Source organism: Burkholderia sp. MS389 (genome assembly GCF_016899425.1).
In the GTDB taxonomy this organism is placed as follows: Bacteria; Pseudomonadota; Gammaproteobacteria; order Burkholderiales; family Burkholderiaceae; genus Burkholderia; species Burkholderia sola.
The window spans coordinates 1,144,948-1,165,219 of sequence record NZ_CP045996.1 but is presented as its reverse complement, the minus strand read 5'-3'; the positions used below and the strand labels follow the sequence as shown (position 1 = coordinate 1,165,219).

Here is a 20,272-nt window from a genome sequence, read left to right as displayed (position 1 = left end):
CCTCTACTTCGTAACGCCAACCGGCTCGACGGTGTCGGCACCGGTCACCCGCGCGAAGATCACTTTGCCAGTACTCGCGTTTTTCACGCGGATAACCTCGTCGATCGCGCCATTCTGCATGGCCGTGCCTGGCACGGACACGCGTATCGGCCCGGTATTCGCCTCTATTTGGACCGCCTGGCCGCGGCGGATGGCTTCCGCGCGGTCGAGTAGCCGGGCTTGGATCACCTGGCCGGCCTTTACCGTGCGGCGGAGCATGCGCCCAACAGCGAGGGCGGGATCGGTCAGCGCATCGGGGGTGAGCGCAAAGTCGCGGACATCCTGCTTGAAATCCGCTTCGTTGAGCGTGTGGCCGGAGCGCAACGCGGTTGCCGCTACCAGCACTGGCGTGTCGATGTGAGCCTTCACCAGATATGTCGTGGCGCGCGGTTCCCCGTTGCAGCGCACTGAAAAACGCATGCGGGTCAGCGTCTTGGTGTCAGTCGCGGCGATTTCGTAGGGCTTGCTGCACGTCGGGGCAGGCCGGCGCGAGGCCGACACCGCGACTGAAGCATCCGGTTTGGCCAGCGCGCGATCGGCAACATAGCGCGCAAGCCAGGTCTGAGCCGCTTTCTCGACCTGTGGGATGGCCGGATCGCCTGGATGCGCCGTGGCGGGTGCGGGCGCCTGCGCAAAGGCTGCAAGCGGCATCGCCAACGCTGCGATTACTGCTGCCAGCACCACATGCTCGTGCGGTTGCTTGCGGGAGTGTGTCGGAGCCATCGCATCCTTTTTCTTGAACTGAATGTTGCTCGATTATAGGGCGCCGCGCGGCTGTAGCGAACGCTCGAGCGCCGTGTTCAAGTTCTGTAAAACCTCTTCGCGGCCACGTTCGCCAGCCCGTAACCTCCACCCGGTCTATGACTCAACCGCTGCCCGGTAACAACCGCGCGGCACTTTCCGGAGGCAAGCCGCCACTATGGGATTGAATCTCGAACAAGCACTTGGCGTACATGCGGCCGCACTCAAAGTGCGTGCCGAGCGCACCAAGCTCCTTGCATCGAACTTGGCCAACGAATCGACGCCGGGCTACCAGGCGCGCGATCTGGACTTCCGTGCGAGCCTCGGCTATGTGCTCGCCAACGATGCCTTCGATGCCGCGCTGCGATTCGGTGGCGATGAACCGATGTACCGCGTGCCCAGCAGTCCCTCGCAAGATGGCAACACCGTCGAACTCGGTGTCGAGCAGGCGGCGTTTTCGCAAAACGCGGCGGATTTCCAGGCCAGCCTGACATTCGTCAACATGAAAATCAAGGGGCTGAAATCCGCCATCACGGGGAACATCTGATGAGCTTCAAGGACATTTCGCAGATCGCGGGTTCGGCGTTGTCCGCACAAGCCGTGCGACTCAACACCATTGCCAGCAACCTTGCCAATGCAGGTACGTCCGGCACCGAGGAAACCGCGTACCGCGCGCGCAAACCGGTATTCGCATCGGTGTTCCAGAACGGTGGTGCGCGCGTGCAGGTGCTGGACGTGATTGCCACCGACGATGCGCTCGCTGCTCGACATGAGCCGGGCCATCCGCTGGCAGATGATAACGGCATGGTGTTTTACTCGAACGTCAGCGCCGTCGAAGAAATGGCCGACATGATGGCCGCATCGCGCGCTTTTTCCACCAACGTCGAGGTGCTCACGCGCATCAAGGGAATGCAGCAGGACCTGCTGCGCATGGGTGAGGGCTGAACACGGTGGACATCCAGAACAATGTCAATAACGTCACTGGCACAGGTGGCTCGGTCGCCACGCCGACAGCAGGCAATGGCGAAGGCGATGTGTCTGCCATGTTCACCCGGCTGTTGGTCGCGCAGGTCAAGAATCAAGATCCGTTGGCGCCGATGGAAGCCAACCAGTTCGTGACGCAGTTCGCGCAGATGAGCCAGGTGGAAGCCATGCGGACGCTTGCCAACCTTAGCGCCGCCACCGCCAGGACGCAGGAAAGCATGCTGGTCGTGACGCTCGGGTCACAAGTCGGATCACAAGTGCGCGTGCGATCGGAAAAGGTCGAGTTGGGCGATGCGGGGGTCAAAGGGGGCTTCAAGCTCGAATCGTCGGCGTCGGAGGTCGGCGTGATCCTGACCGATGGGGGCGGCACCGAGTACAAGGTCTCGCTCGGCGCAAAACAGGCGGGCGACGTCGACTTCAACATCGACCCCGCAGAGCACGGTCTGCCGCCGGGCAATTACACGCTCCGTGTGGTTGCCGACTCCGGCGAGAAGCCCCCCGTCGAGCTCGATGGCAATCTGCAAAGCGTGCGTCTCGGAACGGACGGTCGCGTGATCTTGACGATCGCGGGCATTGGTGATGCGGCGGCCGCTGATATCACTCGCTTTCTCGGCCGATCAAACCAGCAGCGTACGTATTCGGAAACCGCGTCTCCCCAGAGTCTCCCCATTTCAAAGAGGTTCCAGTCATGAGTTTCAACATCGCGCTCGCCGGCATCAACGCTATCAACGGGCAGCTCAACCAGATCAGCAACAACATCGCCAACAGTGGCACGCTCGGCTTTAAATCGGGCCGCGCCAACTTCGCGTCGAGTTACATCAATGCGATGCCGTCGGGAGTATCGATCGGTTCGACCTCGCAGTCGATGGACGTCGCCGGAAATTTCTCCGCGACGGGGCGCGGCCTGGACGCCGCGATCGCGGGCAAGGGATTCTTCATCTCTCGCGACACCGACGGCTCGATGGTGTATTCGCGCGCCGGTGTGTTCAACATCGACAAGAACGGCAACGTGATCGATTTCATGAGCCGCATCGTGCAGGGGTATGGCGCGGACGGGGCACTGGGCAGCCTGACGATTCCTACGGGCGCGATTCCCGCACAGGCGAGCAGTTCGCTGGAATACGTCGGCAATATGTCTGCCGACTGGACCACGCCCACGGTTTCGCCATTCGACAAGGACGATCCGAAGTCGTACAACGGCATCTCGGCCGCCACTGTGACGGATTCTCTCGGTCGCGAGCACACCGTCACCCAGTATTTCGTGAAGGATGCGGGCAACAAGATGCAAGTCTATTACGCGATGGACGGTCAGAATGTCGGCAACCCCGTGGAGCTGAGCTTCGACAACACGGGCAAGCTGGTAACGCCGACCGCCACCGTTCAACTTGACCTCGGCACGCCGACCGACGCCGCACCGATGTCGATTGCAATCGGCTACGCCGGCACGACGATGTTTGGCGGCAAACAGACGACCGACAAGAATCGTGTGGACGGCTACAAGGCAGGCACCGTGACCGGCGTGTCGCTGGCCGAGGACGGCTCGATCGAGGTGCAGTACAGCAACGGCAAGAAGCTGTCGGCCGGCCAATTGGCGATCGCGACGTTCCAGAACGAAAACGGCTTGGTGCCGGTGGAGGGGTCCGGCTGGCAGGCCAGTTCTGCTACCGGTGAACCGCTGGTCGGCAAGCCTGGTACCGGCATGGCCGGCAAGCTCGCCGTGCGCGCGGTCGAGCAGTCGAACGTAGACATGACCGCGGAGCTCGTGAGCCTGATGGGCGCGCAGCAGAACTACCAGGCCAACTCGAAGGTGCTGTCGACCGAAAACGAAATGATGCGCGCGTTGATGCAGGCGCTGTAACGCGATGGACAATTTCCTGTACACGGCCATGACCGGCGCCGAGCATTCGCTGCGCGCGCTCAACGTGCGAGCCAACAACCTTGCCAACGCGCATACCAGCGGCTTTCGCGCCGATTTGGCCAGTGTGACGAGTCAGGCAGCTCGGGGTTATGGCTACGACTCGCGTTACCACGCAACGCTCACGTCGACGCATGTGAATCACGAGCCCGGCAAGATCAGCGAAACGGGTCGCACGCTCGACGTGGCCATCGACGGACCCGGCTATCTTGCGGTGGAGACTGCTCAGGGCGTGGCGTACACGCGAGCCGGCGCGCTCACGCTCGACGGCGATGGCGCACTTACCCTGAACGGCAATGCCGTATTGGGGGAAGGCGGTCCGATCGTACTGCCCGAGCACGACGCGTTGACGATCGGCGCGGACGGCACGATTTCCGTCGTGACGGCGGGCGAGAAGGAGGTGCAGGACGCGGGTCGCCTGCTGCTGGTGAACCCGGAGCCGACCGACTTGGTGAAGAACGCACAGGGCCTCATCGTTTCGCGCACCGGTACCGACTATGCGGCCGACGACAGCGTGACCGTCAAGGGCGGCCATTTGGAAGCCAGCAACGTGTCGGCCGTCGAGGAAATGATGCAAACGATGTCGCTCACGCGCTCATTCGAGATGCAGATGAAGCTATACAAGGTGGCCGATGAAATGGCCGATGCCGGCAACCGGCTCATCCGCGGGTAAGCGGTCGGGTGGACCGGTGCCAAACGAATCAACCAACACTGAAGGGCAACGATGAATCACGCAATGTGGATCAGCAAGACGGGCATCCAGGCCCAGGACGCGAAGCTGCAGGCGATTGCCAACAACCTTGCGAACGTCAACACGGTCGGCTTCAAACGCGATCGTGCCGTTTTCGAAGACATGTTCTACCGTGCGGAGCGTCAGCCCGGCGCCCAGGTATCGGACAACGCAACGGGGCCGGGTGTGCAACTCGGCAACGGCACGCGGATTGCCGGCACGCAAAAGGTGTTCACCACTGGCGCGCTCCAGGAGACCGGCCAGCCGCTGGACGTGGCTATTGTCGGCAATGGCTTTTTGCAGGTGGAAATGCCGAACGGCGAAGTGGGCTACACGCGCGCCGGCCAGTTACGCCTGAACGACCAGGGCCGTCTGACCAATGCACAGGGCCTGCCGCTCGTGCCGGGTATCGACATTCCACCTGAGGCGGTGGGTATCACCATCAGCGAGAACGGGATGGTGTCGGTTTCGACGGGCGCTGGCAAGACGCTGGCCGAAGTCGGTCAACTTCAGCTTGCTCAATTCGTGAATCCGGCTGGCCTGCTCGCATTGGGTGGCAACCTGTATGCGGAAACCGTTGCCAGCGGCGCGCCCACCGAAAGTGAGCCCGGTCAGAACGGCATCGGAACGATCAAGCAAGGTGCGCTCGAGGGTTCCAACGTATTGGCCGTGGAAGAAATGGTCGAGATGATCGCTGCCCAACGCACCTACGAGATGAACACCAAGGTGCTGTCGGCTGCCGACAACATGATGCAGTACCTGTCGCAGGCTGCGCGCTGATGACGGTCACCCGCTTCGTTGCCATGGGCGGTGCGCTGGCCTTACTGGGCGGTTGTGCGACCGGGCCGTTCGATCGTTCGCTGCCGGACTTCGACGACAACATGCCCGATACCGTTTTCGATATCCGTCGGGGCACGGCGGGCGGCGTGCTGGTTCCCGATCAGGCGTGGTCGCTCACGTCGGACGTGCGCGCTTTCCGCGCCGGCGACGTGTTGACGGTGGATCTCGAAGAGTCGACCCAGGCGAGCAAGAAAAGCGGCACGCAGGTCGGCAAGGACAGCAGTCTCAGCGCCAAGAAGCCGTCACTGTTCGGCAAGGCGCTGCCAGTCGAGGCCGAACTCGGCGCGAAGAGCGGGTTCAACGGTGCGGGTTCCAGCTCGCAGCAAAACACATTGCGCGGCTCGGTGACGGTGGTGGTGCTGCGCGTGATGCCCAACGGCCTGCTGCAAGTGCGGGGCGAGAAGCGCCTCGTGCTCAACCAGGGCGAAGAGAACGTGCGTTTGGCGGGTTACGTGCGTGCTGCCGATATCGATTCGAACAATCGTGTGTCGTCTCAACGTGTGGCGAATGCGCGTATTACCTACGCGGGCCGCGGGTCGCTGGCGGACGCAAACCAGCCCGGCTTGTTGACCCGATTCTTCAACAGCCCATGGATGCCGTTCTGAGTTGACGACGAACGGATTGAACCAGGTCGACGCCCAATCGACCGCAGGATGAAGCGATGAAACCAACCCGACTCACAACCCGTGTCGCCGCCCTGGCTATCGTAATCGGCATCGCGCTAAGCAGCGCAATTGAAGCGCACGCTCAGACCGTCGGTAGCCTGGTCGACGTAGAGGGCGTGCGTGAGAATGCGCTCGTCGGCTACGGCATCGTGGTTGGCTTGGCCGGATCGGGTGACGGCACGCAAGCCAAGTACACCACCCAATCGCTGACGAATATGCTCAAGCAATTCGGCACGCGACTGCCGGAAAATTCCAACTTGCGTTCGCGCAACGCGGCCGCGGTGATAGTGAGCGCGACTTTCCCGCCGGGCTATCGCCGCGGCCAGAAAGTGGACGTGACTGTTTCGTCGCTCGGTGATGCGAAGAGCCTGCGCGGCGGAACACTGCTGATGACCCCCTTGCGTGCGGCGGACGGCGACGTCTATGCGCTGGCGCAGGGCAACCTGGTGATTCCAGGTCTGAATGTGCAAGGACGCAGCGGCACCAGCGTCACGATCAATACGCCCACCACGGGCCGGATTCCCAAGGGTGCAACGATCGAGCGGGAGATTGCCACCGACTTCGCCGATACGCCGACCGTACGCTTGAACCTCAAACGTCCGGATTTCCAGACCGCCTCCAGTATCGCGGACGTTATCAACAACGCTCTCGGCAGCGAAGTCGCCAGCACGGTGGACGCTACCTCGGTGGATGTGGTTGCCCCCCAGGTGGCGAGCCAGCGTGTGGCGTTCGTTGCCCGCCTGAACGCGCTGAAGGTGAGCAAGGGCGCAGAGGCGCCGCGCGTTGTCTTTAACTCGCGCACCGGTACGGTCGTTATCAGTCAGGGGGTGACGGTCAAACCGGCGGTCGTCTCGCACGGCTCGCTGAAGGTGACGATCGCCGAAGGCACGATGGTCAGCCAGCCGAATGCATTCGCCAACGGCAGCACCGTGACGGCGCCCGTGAGTGAGATCGGGGTGACGCAGGCGGGCGGCAATGCGTTTCAGTGGACATCGGGCGCTAGCCTGCAAGCGATCGTCGACACGATCACCCGCACCGGTGCCACGCCGGATGACCTGATGGCGATCCTGCAAGCCCTTTCCGAAGCCGGTGCGCTGACGGGGGACCTGGTGGTGATCTGACGAGGAATTCGATTATGACGCTTGAACCCAGATACCAGCCACACGCACAGTACGCTGCGATTGAGACCGCGGCCGTCAAGGCGTCGGATCCAGCTTACCGCGCGCGCGTGGAAGATGCGGCCGTGAAATTCGAAGGCCTTTTCATCGCACAGATGTTGAGCGAAATGAAGAAGGCGACCGACCAGCTCAAGGGAGACGATGGCTTTGCCGACCGTTCCAGCGAAGCGATGCTTGACTACGCGAACCGGGCGGTGGCCGATGCTATCGCGAAGCAACGTGGCTTTGGCATCGCGGACACGCTGGTTGCGCAGATGCTGCCGCCTGACGCGACGCCGTCGAAAGACTGACGCATTGACACGTTCACCGCCACATTTTTTGCACTTGAACCTCACTATGAACATTACCCAAATTGGTTTGTCAGGCGCGCTCGGGGCGCGAGCAGCGATGGATAGGTCGGCACGCAACACGGCAAACCAGCAGACCGTCGGCTACACGCGCCAGGGTGTGCTGCGAACCTCGCGCGTGAGTGGCGGTGTCGATGCGAGTTCGGTGATCCGTTTCGGCGATCACACCAATACGCAGCAGAAGTGGGCGTCCCACGGATCGGTTGGCGAGCATCGGGCGGCGGAATCGTACTTCCGTCAGCTCGAGGAAGTGATGGGGCTCAAGGACGGCAGCATCAAAGTCTCGATGGGCAAGTTTTTTGGTGCGCTGGATGCGGCCAGCGCCGATGTGGCCAACTCCGCGCTGCGGCAGCAGGTGCTGCTGGCTGCCGGTGGCATGGCGAAGAGTTTCAACAGTGTGCAGCAGATGATGCGTGGCCAGCTCGATACGCTGCGCCAACAGAGCGCGGCCACCGTGGAGCAGATCAACGGTCTATCCCGAACTGCCGCCGAGTTGAACCGGCTCGTCGCCGATGCGGAAGCCAATGGTGGCGCACCCTCCGAGCTCATCGATCAGCGCGACCAGGCCATCGACCAGTTGTCGGCGCTGGTCGATATCCGTACCGTTCGTCAACCCGACGGCGCCGTCGACGTGAGTCTTGCGGGCGGTACGCCGCTCATTGCGGGCCGTCAGGTCGCAAAGATGAAGGTGGAAACATTATCCGCCGGCACGTTCGAACTCAAGCTGGAACTAGCCGGCACGCAGTATTCGGTGGACGGCGCCAAGGTCGGCGGTGAGCTGGGCGGCTTGTCGTCTTTTGCGAAGGACACGCTGCTGCCGCAGATGGAGGCGCTCCGCTCGCTGGCGGCCGAACTCGCGGGCAGCTTCAACGACCAGCTCACTGCAGGCTTCGGCATGGGAGGTTCGCCGGGCAAGGCGCTGTTCACGTTCAATCCGGTAACGGGCCACCTGACGGCTAACGAGATGAAGCCCGAGGAACTCGGCTTTTCGGGCGATCCCAAGACCCCTGGCAACAGCGACAATCTTCTCAAGCTGATCGACCTGCGCTCCCGACGTATCGATTTGCCGGGTTTCGGCGAGGCGTCGTTGGGCGACGCGTACGTGCAGCTCGTCGGGAAGCTCGGCACACAGAGTGAGCAGAACCAGTCGAGCTTGGCAATTGCCGTTAATGTTCGCCAGCGAGCGGAAGAAGCTTGGCAGTCGCTGTCCGGGGTCAGCATGGACGAGGAAGCCGTCAATATTTCCGAGGCCCTTCAGATTTACTCGGCCAACATGAAAGTGATTTCCGTCGCAAAGGAATTGTTCGACGCGACGATGCGCGCTTTCTAAGAGGAATGGATGGCTCGCACCTGCGAGCGTCGAAGACTAACGTTTAACACAGGGAGAACGTCGAAAGATTGCAAAGTAATCGCATGTGGTTGAAGGCCAGGTAGCGAATCAGGCGCGAGTCGGCGCTTTCTATCGGGAAGCCGTGGCGCGTGGGCCGTTTGAAAAAGAGGCCGAATATCGACAGGGAGCCGAACCTCGGTACGACCACAGGAAAGCTATTGCAGTCGGGATGCGTTCGGTAAAGAGCACATGCGTATCGCCAGTCAACACTTCGGCAACACCATGCTCGCGACGCTACGCGCGTCGAACAGCATGGCCGCCGATCTCACGTCCAAGATATCCACGGGCCAGCGAGTGCAGCGGGCATCGGACGACCCGATTGCGGCCGCGCGGTTGCTGCTGATTGACCGCGACACCTCGCTGCTTCAGCGTTATCGGAACAACATCGATACCCTCTCGGTGCGCTTGCAAAAGAATGAAGTGCATCTTGACGGCATGCTCGACACGGTGATGTCCGTGCACGATTCGTTGCTGTCTGCCGCCGACGGTAGTCGTAGCGCGGCCGATCTGAATGCGCTCGCCGCGCCGCTGCGCATGCGGCTCGACAATCTGAAGCAGGCCGCCAACGCCAAGGATGGCGATGGCAACTTTCTTTTCTCCGGCTCGCAAACGAATACGGCGCCGATTGCATATGACGCGACCGCGCCTGTCGGCAGTCGCTACTCGTACGCCGGCAATGGTGAACTGCAGCAAGTGGTGATCGGCCACGGCGTCACGCAGAATGCCAACGTCACGGTCGAGCCTCTGGCCGATGTGATGAACAAGCTGGAGGCGGCGATTGCGGCCATGGAGAATCCTGAAGTCGATCCGAGCGCACCGGCGGTGCGAGGCGTCTTGAGTGCGGCATTGGATTCGGTCAAGCGCAACGGTATCGATGCCCTGAGCGTGAAGATTACCGATCTGGGCGGTGCCCAGAACACGCTGGATCTGATGAGCGAGAATCATTCGGCGCAGCTCGTCGCCAACGGGCAAGCCGTTAGTCTGGTGGGGGAACTGGACTTTGCCGAGGCGATCGACCAGTTGAACAACTACATCGCAGCCGTGAAAGGTTCGTACGCGATCTATACGCGCATGACGCAGTTGTCGCTGTTCGACGCAATCTGAGGCCCCGCTGATGAAGATGGGATCTACCCCACCCGTTCGCGGTCGGCTGGTTTCCCGGCGTGATGATGCGCACGTGGCCAGCCGCACGCAGCGTGGTGCTCGTACGAAGCAGGCCGCCGCACTTACCTCGGCGTCGATTGCCCACCTACCGGAATCGGGAATTACCGCCGTGGCGCCGCGCTTCCCGGACGTGTCGGTCGCCTTCACCGCACGCCACGCACAACTGAATGCCGACGTGACTGTCGCGCAGCGCGCGCTGGTGTTTGTAGAGACGGCCGCCGGGCAGTTGCGCGGGTTGAAGAGGACGATCGGCATGGCCTTGAGCGGCGCGGAACGCAGCGGCGACGGTGCTGCCGAGCTTATTGCGAAATTCGGCGCGCTCTGGCGCGACCGCGCGGCGCTGGCGGGCGGTGTGCTGGATGCGCAGTTGGTGGTGCATCCGGCTGCCGATGCAGTATGCACGTTCCGCATGCGCGCGCTCGATGTCGAGCAATGGCGAAGCGGCGGTGCGGAAACGCTCGTTTTCCACCCGGCCGGCTTGGGCAAGCAGCCGGTATCGGTCAGCTTTGGAGATGCGCCGCTCGACGCAGCCGCCTTTACGCGCGAGCTGGACCGTGCGCTGGCCTGCACGGGCGTTCGCGCGGCGCTGGCCGCGGACGGCCAGATCGATTTCACGGTGGCGGAGTCGCGCTGGCCCATCGTGCGCGATCATCTGATGGTGCAGGGCGGGGGCAGGCGGTTCCCTGGAGGCCGTCCCAGCCGCGCGCAAGTCGACGCGGTGCCGGAAGCCATCGATCCATCGCGCTGGCAAGTTACCGACCGCGTGTCGCGGCGCGCGGCATTGCGCGAGGTGGTGCACGCGCTCGACGGGTTGACGCAAGCGGACCGCACGCTGCGCGCCCACCTCGATACCGCGGGACACGCCCTGCAAGGCGACAAGCACGGGCCCGCAGTCGTGCGGGCGACGACGGACATTCAGTCGGTATCGGACGCGCTTGCCGACTCGGCGGACTTCAAAGTGCTGTCCGTCGTCACGTCGACGTTGTTTGGTCTGAGCCGCGGGAGAGTCGAAGCACTACTTAAGCATTGACGGTGTGGGGGCGAGGAAAAGCCGGATGGGTCCAATGCGGGCCGGCACGTACGTCCGCGAAGTACGCCCCGGAACCGAGGCCGCTCAATGGCGCCGTGCCGATCAGACTATCTATCGATGCCCCGTTCGACGCAAGGTCGGAATTCTGTAACGCCGCTGACTCGAAGCCTGCGCCGAGGCGAACCCGAGACTCTTTTGAGACATTTCTGATCGATGTGGCTTGCCACTGTCGGTACCATCAGCTTCAATTGGACTCCGCCGACAGGGTTCAAAATCTTGGCCACGGGAAACGAAAGGAGAGAGCTTCGGTGAATAACAATCGATGCGAAAACAAGGTAGTCGTTTTGGAGGTCCATCCCGGCGATTATCACCATGTAGAACGGGCCGCAGAGAGGTTGGGCTACGGAACCTCGGAGTTCGTGATGTTGAGCGCCTCTCTCGTGGCGTCTGCCATCGCGAACGGCGACGATGCACTAAAGACGCCGGCGGCATTGCGCGATAGCACTGATCTTTTGTCTCGATGACACAAGGCTGCAGGCCAACCTCCGGGCAGTAACCTTCACTCGACGTCCTGGTCGTCTATTGCAATGCATAGCCGTTAGTCGGCGGAAACCGGGGCTTCGCTGGGAGTGGCTTCGTTGGGATCTGTTAGCAATCCTATCCTGCCGGCAGTGCACAAATAAGAGTTGTCTGATTTAGTCGGAGCGGCTCGGAACCGAAAATGTGGCTGGCAGAGTGCACGCTATTGCGCTGCCCCTATTAATCACTCTTGGAGTATGTATGCATCAATCTATCATTCGTGCGTGTCTGCTGGGCGCGGTCGCAATCACCGGTGCCGCGCACGCAGAGGTCAAGGAGAAGACCTTTGAAATCAAGCTGAGCGCGGAGGTGCCGGTTGTGGGCGGCTTCGAGATCAAGGAAGAGGGTTGGAACCGTGCCGAGCAGCAGAAGCTCGCGTGGAGCGACGACGAGAAAAAGTTCAACCCGCTGACGCTGAAGGTGAGTGCGAAAAGCGGGGTGGGCAAGGTGCGAGTCAAGTTCTCGAGCGCCGATGTGCCGCGCCTCGTTCACCAACAGGACGAGGAAGCCTACTTCGAGGTGGGTGCCAAGGTCGGCGATAAGGATGTTGGCACCGAACCCGTCGACGTTGTGACGAAGGACGAGGCGAAGAACGGCAAGTCGATCGATCTGGTGATCACACCCGGAGTTGCGAGCGACAAGATCAAGAAGGAAGTGCTGGCGGGCAACTATGCGGGCACGGTGCCGTTGATGTTTGAGACTGAGGTCGAGTAAGGAGGAGTTCGATGAAAAAGCTGATTTTGGCAATTGCTGCGAGTGCATGTGCAATGTCGGCGTATGCGGCAAATCCGGAGCCAATCGATCTCAAGGTCCAGCTCGCCGGTGAAGTCCCGCCGCAGGGCGTCTTTGAAGTAACGCCAGTTGGCTGGGCAAGTGGTGAGGAGGCCAAGATTGACATTCCGCAGGAGTGGGGTGGCACGGTGCGGTATAGAGAATTTCCATTTCAAGTTAAAAGTAGCTATGGCGCTATTCATATGACGCTGTCAGCGACTTCGGGTGGAGAGTCAATGGCTGCTGGTAGCTGGCGTTTCCAGGGTGAAGATGGAATCTCGAAGATCGGTGTAAAGCGAAGGCTGGTTGCTGCCGGTGGGACGAGTGAGAAATGGGTAGATCAGGCGAAAATGGAGGTCGCAAGTAAAGAAATCGCGGCAAATGGCGGCGAAATGAAATTGCGGCTAGGGGTCTATTTTGACGATACCATTCCCGTGAAACGCGGCATCGCCTATACAGGGCTTGTGTCTGTGGTCTTTGAGACGGATATCGATGGGTAAGGGTGTTGTATTTGTGGTGCGCCTTGGTGTTTAGTGTGAATCTTGCACGTTGGCGAGGTTACGTTCTGACGGCTTCGCAGTTCGTGCGGGCGCACGACGCGAAGCATCGATGTTAGCCTCGGCTCAAACCGCAGTTCGGGCTAAAACAGGGGGCAGGCCAGTCAATCGATGCCTGGCCATTAGTCGACGACCATCGCGAGCTCCACGAGAAACGGCCCTGACGATATCTGTTAGTAGTCCGGTCTTAATTGGTTGTGCGCAAATAAGAGTTATCTGATTGGGTCAGGCTGATCAGATGCTGAAAATGTGGCTGGCAGAGTGCACGCTATTGCACTACCCCTATTAACCATTCTTGGAGTATGTATGCATCAATCTATCATTCGTGCGTGTCTGCTGGGCGCGGTCGCAATCGCCGGTGCCGCGCACGCAGAGGTCAAGGAGAAGACCTTTGAAATCAAGCTGAGCGCGGAGGTGCCGGTTGTGGGCGGCTTCGAGATCAAGGAAGAGGGTTGGAACCGTGCCGAGCAGCAGAAGCTCGCGTGGAGCGACGACGAGAAAAAATTCAACCCGCTGACGCTGAAGGTGAGTGCGAAAAGCGGGGTGGGCAAGGTGCGAGTCAAGTTCTCGAGCGCCGATGTGCCGCGCCTCGTTCACCAACAGGACGAGGAAGCCTACTTCGAGGTGGGTGCCAAGGTCGGCGATAAGGATGTCGGCACTGAACCCGTCGACGTTGTGACGAAGGACGAGGCGAAGAACGGCAAGTCGATCGATCTGGTGATCACGCCCGGAGTTGCGAGCGACAAGATCAAGAAGGAAGTGCTGGCGGGCAACTATGCGGGCACGGTGCCGTTGATGTTTGAGACTGAGGTCGAGTAAGGAGGAGTTCGATGAAAAAGCTGATTTTGGCAATTGCTGCGAGTGCATGTGCAATGTCGGCGTATGCGGCAAATCCGGACCCGATCGATCTCAAGGTCCAGCTCGCCGGTGAAGTCCCGCCGCAGCACATCTTCGAAGTAACTCACAAGGGCGACTGGGATGGCGCCAACGTAAAGTTGACCGTGCCAGACGGATGGGGTGGCAAGGGGACGTCTACACTGGCGGAAGTCAGGTGGGACGTAAAGAGCACCTATGGACCTGTCCATATTAAGCTGCGGTCTCCTCTGCAGGGGAAAACCCCGTCGAAGGACGTTCGAGGAGTGCTCTTACACGATAATGGCGACGACTTTATCGAGGTCAATGCGAATGTAACCCAGGCAACTGGGGGATGGGCGGGGTGGGAGTTGATGAATCACGACAAGGGGAGGCTTGCTTTGTCGGCCGAGTCGGCCGCCAGGGGCGACTGGGTCGGTGTCCGATTGAGCCTGGAGGCTCCGCATGGCATTCCGCCTAGCGGTACCTACACTGGCACGATGACTGCGATCTTCGAGACTGAGGTCGCGTCTTAAGGTGGTGTTTTCGCACGTGCGTGTGCGGCCCTCCCCGCCAGCACACGACGACGGATTCGTCCCTGTAAACAGGGGCGAATCCGTCTTTCCGCAGGCGCCGGTTCAATGGCCATTGCGTGTCCGAGTGGCGCTGGCCTGTCCAAAAGGGTGTTGTATTTGCGGTGCGCCTTGGCGTTTAGTGTAAAGCTTGCTCGTTGGCGAGGCTGCTTTCTGACGCCTTCGCAGTTCGTACGGGCGTACGACGCGAAGCATCGATCTTAGCCTCGGCTCTAATCGCAGTTCGGGCTAAAACTGGGCGCAGCCCAGTCAATCGATATGCCTGGCCGTTAGCCGATAGCCATCGCGAGCTCCGCGAGAAGCGGCCCAGATGATGAAATATATTAGTAATCCTATCGTGGCAGCAGAGAACAAATAAGAGTTGTCTGATTTAGTCGGAGCGGCTCGGAACCGAAAATGTGGCTGGCAGAGCGCACTCTATTGCGCAGCCCCTATTAATCATTCTTGGAGTATGTATGCATCAATCTATCATTCGTGCGTGTCTGCTGGGCGCGGTCGCAATCGCCGGTACCGCGCACGCAGAGGTCAAGGAGAAGAGCTTTGAGATCAAGCTGAGCGCCGAGGTGCCGGCAGTGGGTGGCTTCGAGATCAAGGAGGACGGTTGGAGCCGTGCTGAGCAGCAGAAGCTCGTGTGGAGCGACGACGAGAAAAAGTTCAACCCGCTGACGCTGAAGGTGAGTGCGAAAAGCGGGGTGGGCAAGGTGCAGGTCAAGTTCTCGAGCGCCGATGTGCCGCGCCTCGTCCACACAGGCGACGAGGAAGCGTACTTCGAGGTGGGTGCCAAGGTCGGCGATAAGGATGTCGGCACTGAACCCGTCGAGGTTGTGACGAAGGACGAGGCGAAGAACGGCAAGTCGATCGATCTGGTGATCACGCCCGGGGTTGCGAGCGACAAGATCAAGACGGAAGTGCTGGCGGGCAACTATGCGGGCACGGTGCCGTTGATGTTTGAGACTGAAGTCGAGTAAGGAGTGGTCAGGTGAAGAAGCTGATTTTGGCAATTGCTGCGAGTGCATGTGCGATGTCGGCGTATGCGGCAAATCCGGAGCCGATCGATCTCAAGGTTCAACTCGCCGGTGAAGTTCCGACGCAGGATGTCTTTGAAGTAAAGCACAGGGGCAACTGGGATGGCGCCAACGTAAAGTGGACCGTGCCAGACGGCTGGGACTGGAGTGGCGGGAGTCTCCAGATGGTGGAAGTCCAATGGGATGTGAAAAGCACCTATGGACCCATCTATGTTGAACTTCGGTCTCCGCTGCAGGGCAAAGACGTGTCGGCAGAAAACCGTGGGGTGCTCGTGCACGAAAGTGGTGACGATTTTGTCGAGCTTGACGCCGATACAACTAAAGCGAATGGGGGGTGGATCGGTTGGGGGGCGATGAACGGCAAGCGAGTGCAGGCCGTGTGGGCCGGGTCGGCCGCCAAAGGCGACTGGGTTGGTGCCCGACTGCGCCTTCACACTCCGAACCGCGTCCCGCGTAGCGGTACCTACACTGGCACGATGACTGCGATCTTCGAGACCGGGGTCGAGTCTTAAGGTGGTGCTTTCGCGCGTGCGTGGTGGTTCTCCCCCGCCAGCGCACGACAACGGATTCGTCCCTATAAATAGCGATGAATCCGTCCTCCCGCGGGCGCCGGTTCAATGGCCATCGCGCGCCAGCATGGCGCAGGCCTGTCCAAACAAACCGGCGCCGCTTTTCATTATTTAATAATCTGCCGGTTTACCAAGCCGCTTCAGCCGTGTCTTGGCCTCCTAAATCAGAATTCTCTGATTCGTTTCGGCCATTCAATTTCTCATAATTTCATCAGTCGACACCGATCGTATCCCGTCGGCGTTGCGCTTCCCGGCCGTCCACACAGATAAATCACCACGTCCATCGGGCGGTAGTGCTCGCGTGGCTTGTGGCGCATTTCGCCAATGCGGCGTGTCCGGTTTCGATTGTTCCGCGCATCTGGCGGGTTAACCATTTAACGGAATTTGACGAATGTCGGAGCAGCTATGCCAAAAATGAGCAAGATCAGCGTTGCTATTTTTCTTGCCATTGGCGCGCTGTGCCAACAGGGCGCGTTCGCGCGTGCGGAGGTTGCCGGCTCGGGAGCGGACCTATTCGAGCAGGCGGAGCAGCTTCCGGCGGATTTTCTCGAGCAACTGTTCGATTCGCCGCTGGTTGTGCGAATCGATTTCGATGGCCATTCGGCAGGCGAGGGCACGATCACGTTGAGTCGCGATGGAAAGGTCCAGTTGGTCGCGCTCTCGGATGAGCGGCGCAACGACATCGAACAGGGCGATCGCGAGCTGATCGAAAAATTTCTCCGTAAGCCGCGTGCGCTCGGCGCCTGCGAGACCAACTGCGACGGTGTGCTCGCGCTTCACTACAACCTCCAGGACTCCGTTTTATCGATCGTGACGCGCCGTGCGGAACAGGATGGTGAGCAGAAGAAATATCATCCGCTGCCGGCCAGTGGAAGCACCGGCCTGATTACGTACAACTACCTGAATCTCACGGGTGGCCAGGGCCGTGAAATCGGCGGGCGGTATTCGTTTGACGCCATCGGTAGCGTGGGCAACTGGTCCATCACGACCGGATTGCAGGCGACGCAGAACCGCGGCATGCGGCGAGCCAGCGAGATTGAATACTCGGTGCCCAGCCTGTACGCGCAGCGCGAGTTCGAGGGCAAATTCGCGCGCGCGGGCTTCTTTACGCCGGACCTGGCAACGGGTATCCGGCCTCCGCGCATGCCAGGCGGAGGCGCGGCGACGACGCTTGGGGTGATGTTCGGCACCTCCGAGGCGCGCGAGGTCGAAGGCGCGCGCCCGAGCCTCTATCCCGTCTATGTGACCGCCAATCGCCAGGGCATGGTGGAAATCTACCGAAATGGCGCGTTGATCCACAGCCAATCGGTGCAACCGGGGCTGCAGGTCGTCGATACGCGCCCGCTGCCCAGCGGCATCTATGAAGTGGAGGTCCGGCTCGTCGAGGATGGTCAGGTTGTGTCCACGCAGAACGAGCTCGTCTACAAGCCCGCGGCGTGGAGCGATCCCACACAACGGTGGAAGTACGCATTTTTTGCTGGACAGGAACGCAACCTGATCGGCGAGGATCGTTCGCACGCGTTCACCGCGGGTGGCGCGATCAACTACCTCGCCCATCCGCGGGTCGTGCTCGGTGCGTCGGCGCAGCATGTGGCCGACGCCAACGTGTTCGGCGCGTCGCTCGACTGGCAGTTTACGGACCGTGCGCGAACCTACTGGAATGTGTACCACTCCTCGAAGCACGGAGTCGGTGGCGATGTGCAGATCCTGATGCCATACCGGGACGGGAGCGTATCGCTGAGCCACAGCCAGCGCTGGCAACGCAGCGACCGGCGGCATCGGAATGCGCGCGCGAGCGTGCGCAGCGGCAAGGTGCATGACTCGGCGATTACGTGGAGCCATCGCTTCACGCCGCAAACGAGCATCATGTCGCGCGCTTCATACGCCAGCGGCGCGACGACCGGCCTCGGTGTCGACCTGTCAGTTTCGCATCGACATAGCTTGTTCGGCAATGATCTCACCTGGCGTGTGTCCGGCTTCGATCGCCCCACCGGGACGTTGGCGAGAACCCGTAACCGAGGCGTCGATGTTGGCTTGAGTATTGCGCTGGGCAAGGAAAAACGCAGTTACAACGTGAACCTCGGAACGCGAAGCGGCTCGGATGGCCAGCGAGATCATTATGCGTCGCTGGGCGTACGGCAGGAGCTCGACGGTGGCTTCTTCAAGTCGGTGGGGGCGAACGGAACCGTCGACCGGTATGGCTTGAGCGTGGGCGCCACCACGCAGTTCGAACATTCGGTGGCTCGCGGCGATGCGTTCCTCCAGCGCTCGTCCAAGGAAGGCGGCTTTGCCGGCGGGATGAACCTGTCCAGTACCGTTGGCACGAACGGCAAGTCCGCTGCCGTATCTGGCAAGGGCAACGCCTTCAACGGCGAGTCCGCGGTGATCGTGGACTTGGCATCCGATTTCGAGGACGTCAAGGTGCGTGCCCAGGACACCTCGGGGGGCAGCATTGAACTGCACCCGGGTCGCAATCTGGTGCCCGTGTCGGCTTATCGCGCGGGTCGACTCCAGTATTTCTTCGATCGATCGCAGGCGCCGGCCGCGACGCTGCAGCCGAGCACGACGCATTACCACCTGAACAAGGGCGGCGTCGGGTACGAGAAGGTACAGGTCATGAAGACGATGACGGTGATCGGTCGACTGGTCGACCATGCAGGCAATCCGGTGCGAGCAGCTCACCTGTCCAGCCCCGCGGGCCGGTCGGTCACCGAGGCCGACGGATTTTTCGCGCTCGAAGTGAGCCACGCCAATCCGATCGTAAAGGTCGAGAAAGGGGGCAAGCCGCTCCGCACGCTTCACCTGAAGCCGCAGGACCATCAAATGGAAGGTGACTCTCTGATCGTCGGGGAGTTGGAATGTGAACAGGAGCAGACCAATGCCGATTCAGGGGAAAGCCGCGATGAACAGGGCTAATCAGAAGGGTAGCGCCAATCGGGGTGCGCGCGCATCCACCGTCCGAGCGCTCATCGTGCTCATGCGATGGCTGGCCGGTTCGGTTCTGGTGCTAGCCGGTGTAACGGTCGCGCGTGCCGCCGATATGTCGATCGAGGCTGAATACCTGCCCGGTGCGCAGACCCAAGGCGAAAACGGCTTTCGCAATATCACGAGGCCGGCGAGCTTTTGTACGGCCGATCCTGGTGGCTGTGCAGGTGTGACGACTGTCGACCTGCCGGTGGGCGATGTGAGCTACAGTGCACTCGATAGCGGTGCGAATGGGCAGGATGGCGTATATCTTCGGGCGCCAGCTCATCCGATTCGCGTCGAACTCAGGGACGAACGCACGAACCGGGTCACTGCGGTCACCTTCCGGGTCGCGGGCATTGTCGGGCAATACACGCTCCGGCCGGATGTGTACCAACTGACCGGTACGCCGGCAGGAAGCGCTGAAACGGCACATGCGGCCCTTTGGAATGGAGGCGGCTGGCTACAGCCGCCGGCAGGATGTACGGCGCTCTCCGTCCAGCCTATGGCCACGGCAAATGCCTATCGGTTCGGTTGGCGTTTGCCCCGCGACGGTGGGGGTTGTTTCAAAACCCCTCGACAGTCGCTTCCCGCCGGAGCAGTCGTCCTCGATGGAAGTTCACTTGCCGTGGCCTACGAGCTGGTCACGCCGGATCCCGTATCGCTGCCCAATGGCACTTACCAAGGGGTGCACACCTTCACGGTTGGGCCAGGAAAGGATTTCGACTTCGGCGCGCATGCTCAGGTGGCGCGCTCGAGCGTTGATGTCGCGTTCGTGCTGAAGGTGCGCCACAAATTCATGATCACGGACTCGGGCGCCGGTAACGATGTCAAGCTCGCTCCAGCTCAGGGCTGGTTGAACTGGATAGCCGAAGGCAAGCCCTCTACCAGGATCGAGCGTGATGTCATGTACGGACTGTCTACGGGCGAGCCGCTGCGGGTAAGCCTGCGGTGCGAGGACGGTGAAGACGCAGCAGGCCGCTGCGTAATGCGCAACGCCCATGGCTCGGTCGTGCCCGTCGATCTTTCGTTGACGGTGATCGGCGCGACTACTGACCGTAAAGCGCCATTTAGTCGGATTCCACTGACCACGCGGGCACCCGCCGCGCTCGATGTCGACCGGTATCTGGACAATGCCGTGGCAACGGCCCATGTCGCCATTGACGGCCCGGGGGTCTCAGAGATGGGCCAGCATCCGGGGACGACCTATACAGGAAGGGTCTCCGTTGTATTTGATGCGATTACCGACTGACGCGGCGAGCAGGGCTGCAGCCGCCGCTTTCAGATTATTCCGATATTCGCCGTAACCCGGCATGCGGAAAATGGGATCTCTGACATG

The 20,272-nt window shown here is 61.0% G+C and carries 21 protein-coding genes; 20 read left to right on the top strand and 1 reads right to left on the bottom strand.

Annotated features, from left to right (window positions below):
* Positions 1–3 precede the first annotated feature (3 nt).
* Positions 4–762 carry a flagellar basal body P-ring formation chaperone FlgA gene (gene flgA, locus GJG85_RS34820; protein ID WP_050017746.1) on the bottom strand — a complete coding sequence of 253 codons (759 nt, stop codon included), beginning with the start codon at positions 760–762 and terminating at the stop codon, positions 4–6.
* Between the two features lie 196 nt (positions 763–958).
* Here flgA and flgB point away from each other — a divergent pair, with 196 nt between their 5' ends.
* The 20 genes from flgB to GJG85_RS34720 all read left to right on the top strand — a co-directional run bounded on the left by flgB (position 959) and on the right by GJG85_RS34720 (position 20,185).
* Positions 959–1,327 (top strand): flagellar basal body rod protein FlgB, encoded by a 369-nt coding sequence (gene flgB, locus GJG85_RS34815; protein WP_050017745.1) that lies wholly within the window; start codon positions 959–961, stop codon positions 1,325–1,327.
* Positions 1,327–1,725, top strand: coding sequence for a flagellar basal body rod protein FlgC (gene flgC / locus GJG85_RS34810; RefSeq protein WP_050017744.1), 399 nt, complete (start codon positions 1,327–1,329; stop codon positions 1,723–1,725). The genes flgB and flgC overlap by 1 nt, the downstream gene beginning before the upstream one ends.
* Before the next feature lie 5 nt (positions 1,726–1,730).
* A complete protein-coding gene (locus tag GJG85_RS34805; RefSeq protein WP_050017743.1) occupies positions 1,731–2,456 on the top strand; it encodes a flagellar hook capping FlgD N-terminal domain-containing protein in 726 nt (241 codons plus the stop codon).
* The gene (locus GJG85_RS34800) at positions 2,453–3,622 is read left to right on the top strand and encodes a flagellar hook-basal body complex protein (RefSeq protein WP_089490249.1); all 1,170 of its coding nucleotides are present in this window, start codon (positions 2,453–2,455) and stop codon (positions 3,620–3,622) included. Before GJG85_RS34805 ends, GJG85_RS34800 begins: the two co-directional genes overlap by 4 nt.
* Before the next feature lie 4 nt (positions 3,623–3,626).
* Complete coding sequence (locus GJG85_RS34795; protein WP_089490250.1) at positions 3,627–4,352, top strand: flagellar basal body rod protein FlgF; 726 nt, start codon at positions 3,627–3,629, stop codon at positions 4,350–4,352.
* A gap of 51 nt (positions 4,353–4,403) precedes the next feature.
* A complete protein-coding gene (gene flgG, locus GJG85_RS34790) occupies positions 4,404–5,189 on the top strand; it encodes a flagellar basal-body rod protein FlgG (RefSeq protein ID WP_200891644.1) in 786 nt (261 codons plus the stop codon).
* Entirely contained in the window at positions 5,189–5,854 is a 666-nt protein-coding gene (gene flgH, locus GJG85_RS34785) for a flagellar basal body L-ring protein FlgH (protein WP_050017739.1), read from the top strand. The genes flgG and flgH overlap by 1 nt, the downstream gene beginning before the upstream one ends.
* A 56-nt stretch (positions 5,855–5,910) precedes the next feature.
* Positions 5,911–7,035, top strand: coding sequence for a flagellar basal body P-ring protein FlgI (locus GJG85_RS34780; RefSeq protein ID WP_050017738.1), 1,125 nt, complete (start codon positions 5,911–5,913; stop codon positions 7,033–7,035).
* A 14-nt stretch (positions 7,036–7,049) separates the two neighbouring features.
* Positions 7,050–7,382: a hypothetical protein gene (locus GJG85_RS34775; RefSeq protein ID WP_143328931.1), complete on the top strand. Its 333-nt coding sequence runs from the start codon at positions 7,050–7,052 to the stop codon at positions 7,380–7,382.
* A 46-nt stretch (positions 7,383–7,428) separates the two neighbouring features.
* Positions 7,429–8,769: a flagellar hook-associated protein FlgK gene (flgK, locus tag GJG85_RS34770; RefSeq protein WP_063772919.1), complete on the top strand. Its 1,341-nt coding sequence runs from the start codon at positions 7,429–7,431 to the stop codon at positions 8,767–8,769.
* Between the two features lie 249 nt (positions 8,770–9,018).
* On the top strand, positions 9,019–9,933 hold the full coding sequence (flgL, locus tag GJG85_RS34765) for a flagellar hook-associated protein FlgL (protein ID WP_050017735.1): 915 nt from the start codon (positions 9,019–9,021) through the stop codon (positions 9,931–9,933).
* A 10-nt stretch (positions 9,934–9,943) separates the two neighbouring features.
* Positions 9,944–11,023 (top strand): hypothetical protein, encoded by a 1,080-nt coding sequence (locus tag GJG85_RS34760; protein ID WP_204384646.1) that lies wholly within the window; start codon positions 9,944–9,946, stop codon positions 11,021–11,023.
* 780 nt (positions 11,024–11,803) lie between these two features.
* A complete protein-coding gene (locus tag GJG85_RS34755) occupies positions 11,804–12,316 on the top strand; it encodes a CS1 type fimbrial major subunit (RefSeq protein ID WP_050017733.1) in 513 nt (170 codons plus the stop codon).
* An 11-nt stretch (positions 12,317–12,327) separates the two neighbouring features.
* A complete protein-coding gene (locus GJG85_RS34750; RefSeq protein WP_143328933.1) occupies positions 12,328–12,873 on the top strand; it encodes a hypothetical protein in 546 nt (181 codons plus the stop codon).
* 363 nt (positions 12,874–13,236) lie between these two features.
* Positions 13,237–13,749, top strand: coding sequence for a CS1 type fimbrial major subunit (locus tag GJG85_RS34745; protein WP_060733593.1), 513 nt, complete (start codon positions 13,237–13,239; stop codon positions 13,747–13,749).
* An 11-nt stretch (positions 13,750–13,760) separates the two neighbouring features.
* Entirely contained in the window at positions 13,761–14,318 is a 558-nt protein-coding gene (locus GJG85_RS34740; protein WP_143328934.1) for a hypothetical protein, read from the top strand.
* 512 nt (positions 14,319–14,830) lie between these two features.
* Positions 14,831–15,343, top strand: coding sequence for a CS1 type fimbrial major subunit (locus GJG85_RS34735; RefSeq protein WP_050014179.1), 513 nt, complete (start codon positions 14,831–14,833; stop codon positions 15,341–15,343).
* Positions 15,344–15,354: 11 nt separating this feature from the next.
* Entirely contained in the window at positions 15,355–15,912 is a 558-nt protein-coding gene (locus GJG85_RS34730) for a hypothetical protein (protein WP_050014180.1), read from the top strand.
* Between the two features lie 471 nt (positions 15,913–16,383).
* Positions 16,384–18,885: a TcfC E-set like domain-containing protein gene (locus GJG85_RS34725; RefSeq protein ID WP_204384644.1), complete on the top strand. Its 2,502-nt coding sequence runs from the start codon at positions 16,384–16,386 to the stop codon at positions 18,883–18,885.
* Positions 18,848–20,185 carry a hypothetical protein gene (locus GJG85_RS34720; protein WP_204384642.1) on the top strand — a complete coding sequence of 446 codons (1,338 nt, stop codon included), beginning with the start codon at positions 18,848–18,850 and terminating at the stop codon, positions 20,183–20,185. Before GJG85_RS34725 ends, GJG85_RS34720 begins: the two co-directional genes overlap by 38 nt.
* Positions 20,186–20,272: the final 87 nt, after the last annotated feature.

Coding starts and splice junctions, on each gene's coding strand:
- GJG85_RS34775 (WP_143328931.1), top strand. CDS start 7,050: ATGACGCTTGAACCCAGATACCAGCCACACGCACAGTACGCTGCGATT.
- GJG85_RS34735 (WP_050014179.1), top strand. CDS start 14,831: ATGCATCAATCTATCATTCGTGCGTGTCTGCTGGGCGCGGTCGCAATC.
- flgB (WP_050017745.1), top strand. CDS start 959: ATGGGATTGAATCTCGAACAAGCACTTGGCGTACATGCGGCCGCACTC.
- GJG85_RS34725 (WP_204384644.1), top strand. CDS start 16,384: ATGAGCAAGATCAGCGTTGCTATTTTTCTTGCCATTGGCGCGCTGTGC.
- GJG85_RS34745 (WP_060733593.1), top strand. CDS start 13,237: ATGCATCAATCTATCATTCGTGCGTGTCTGCTGGGCGCGGTCGCAATC.
- GJG85_RS34795 (WP_089490250.1), top strand. CDS start 3,627: ATGGACAATTTCCTGTACACGGCCATGACCGGCGCCGAGCATTCGCTG.
- flgC (WP_050017744.1), top strand. CDS start 1,327: ATGAGCTTCAAGGACATTTCGCAGATCGCGGGTTCGGCGTTGTCCGCA.
- GJG85_RS34740 (WP_143328934.1), top strand. CDS start 13,761: ATGAAAAAGCTGATTTTGGCAATTGCTGCGAGTGCATGTGCAATGTCG.
- flgH (WP_050017739.1), top strand. CDS start 5,189: ATGACGGTCACCCGCTTCGTTGCCATGGGCGGTGCGCTGGCCTTACTG.
- GJG85_RS34750 (WP_143328933.1), top strand. CDS start 12,328: ATGAAAAAGCTGATTTTGGCAATTGCTGCGAGTGCATGTGCAATGTCG.
- flgA (WP_050017746.1), bottom strand. CDS start 762: ATGGCTCCGACACACTCCCGCAAGCAACCGCACGAGCATGTGGTGCTG.
- GJG85_RS34800 (WP_089490249.1), top strand. CDS start 2,453: ATGAGTTTCAACATCGCGCTCGCCGGCATCAACGCTATCAACGGGCAG.
- flgL (WP_050017735.1), top strand. CDS start 9,019: ATGCGTATCGCCAGTCAACACTTCGGCAACACCATGCTCGCGACGCTA.
- GJG85_RS34755 (WP_050017733.1), top strand. CDS start 11,804: ATGCATCAATCTATCATTCGTGCGTGTCTGCTGGGCGCGGTCGCAATC.
- GJG85_RS34720 (WP_204384642.1), top strand. CDS start 18,848: ATGCCGATTCAGGGGAAAGCCGCGATGAACAGGGCTAATCAGAAGGGT.
- GJG85_RS34760 (WP_204384646.1), top strand. CDS start 9,944: ATGAAGATGGGATCTACCCCACCCGTTCGCGGTCGGCTGGTTTCCCGG.
- flgG (WP_200891644.1), top strand. CDS start 4,404: ATGAATCACGCAATGTGGATCAGCAAGACGGGCATCCAGGCCCAGGAC.
- GJG85_RS34780 (WP_050017738.1), top strand. CDS start 5,911: ATGAAACCAACCCGACTCACAACCCGTGTCGCCGCCCTGGCTATCGTA.
- flgK (WP_063772919.1), top strand. CDS start 7,429: ATGAACATTACCCAAATTGGTTTGTCAGGCGCGCTCGGGGCGCGAGCA.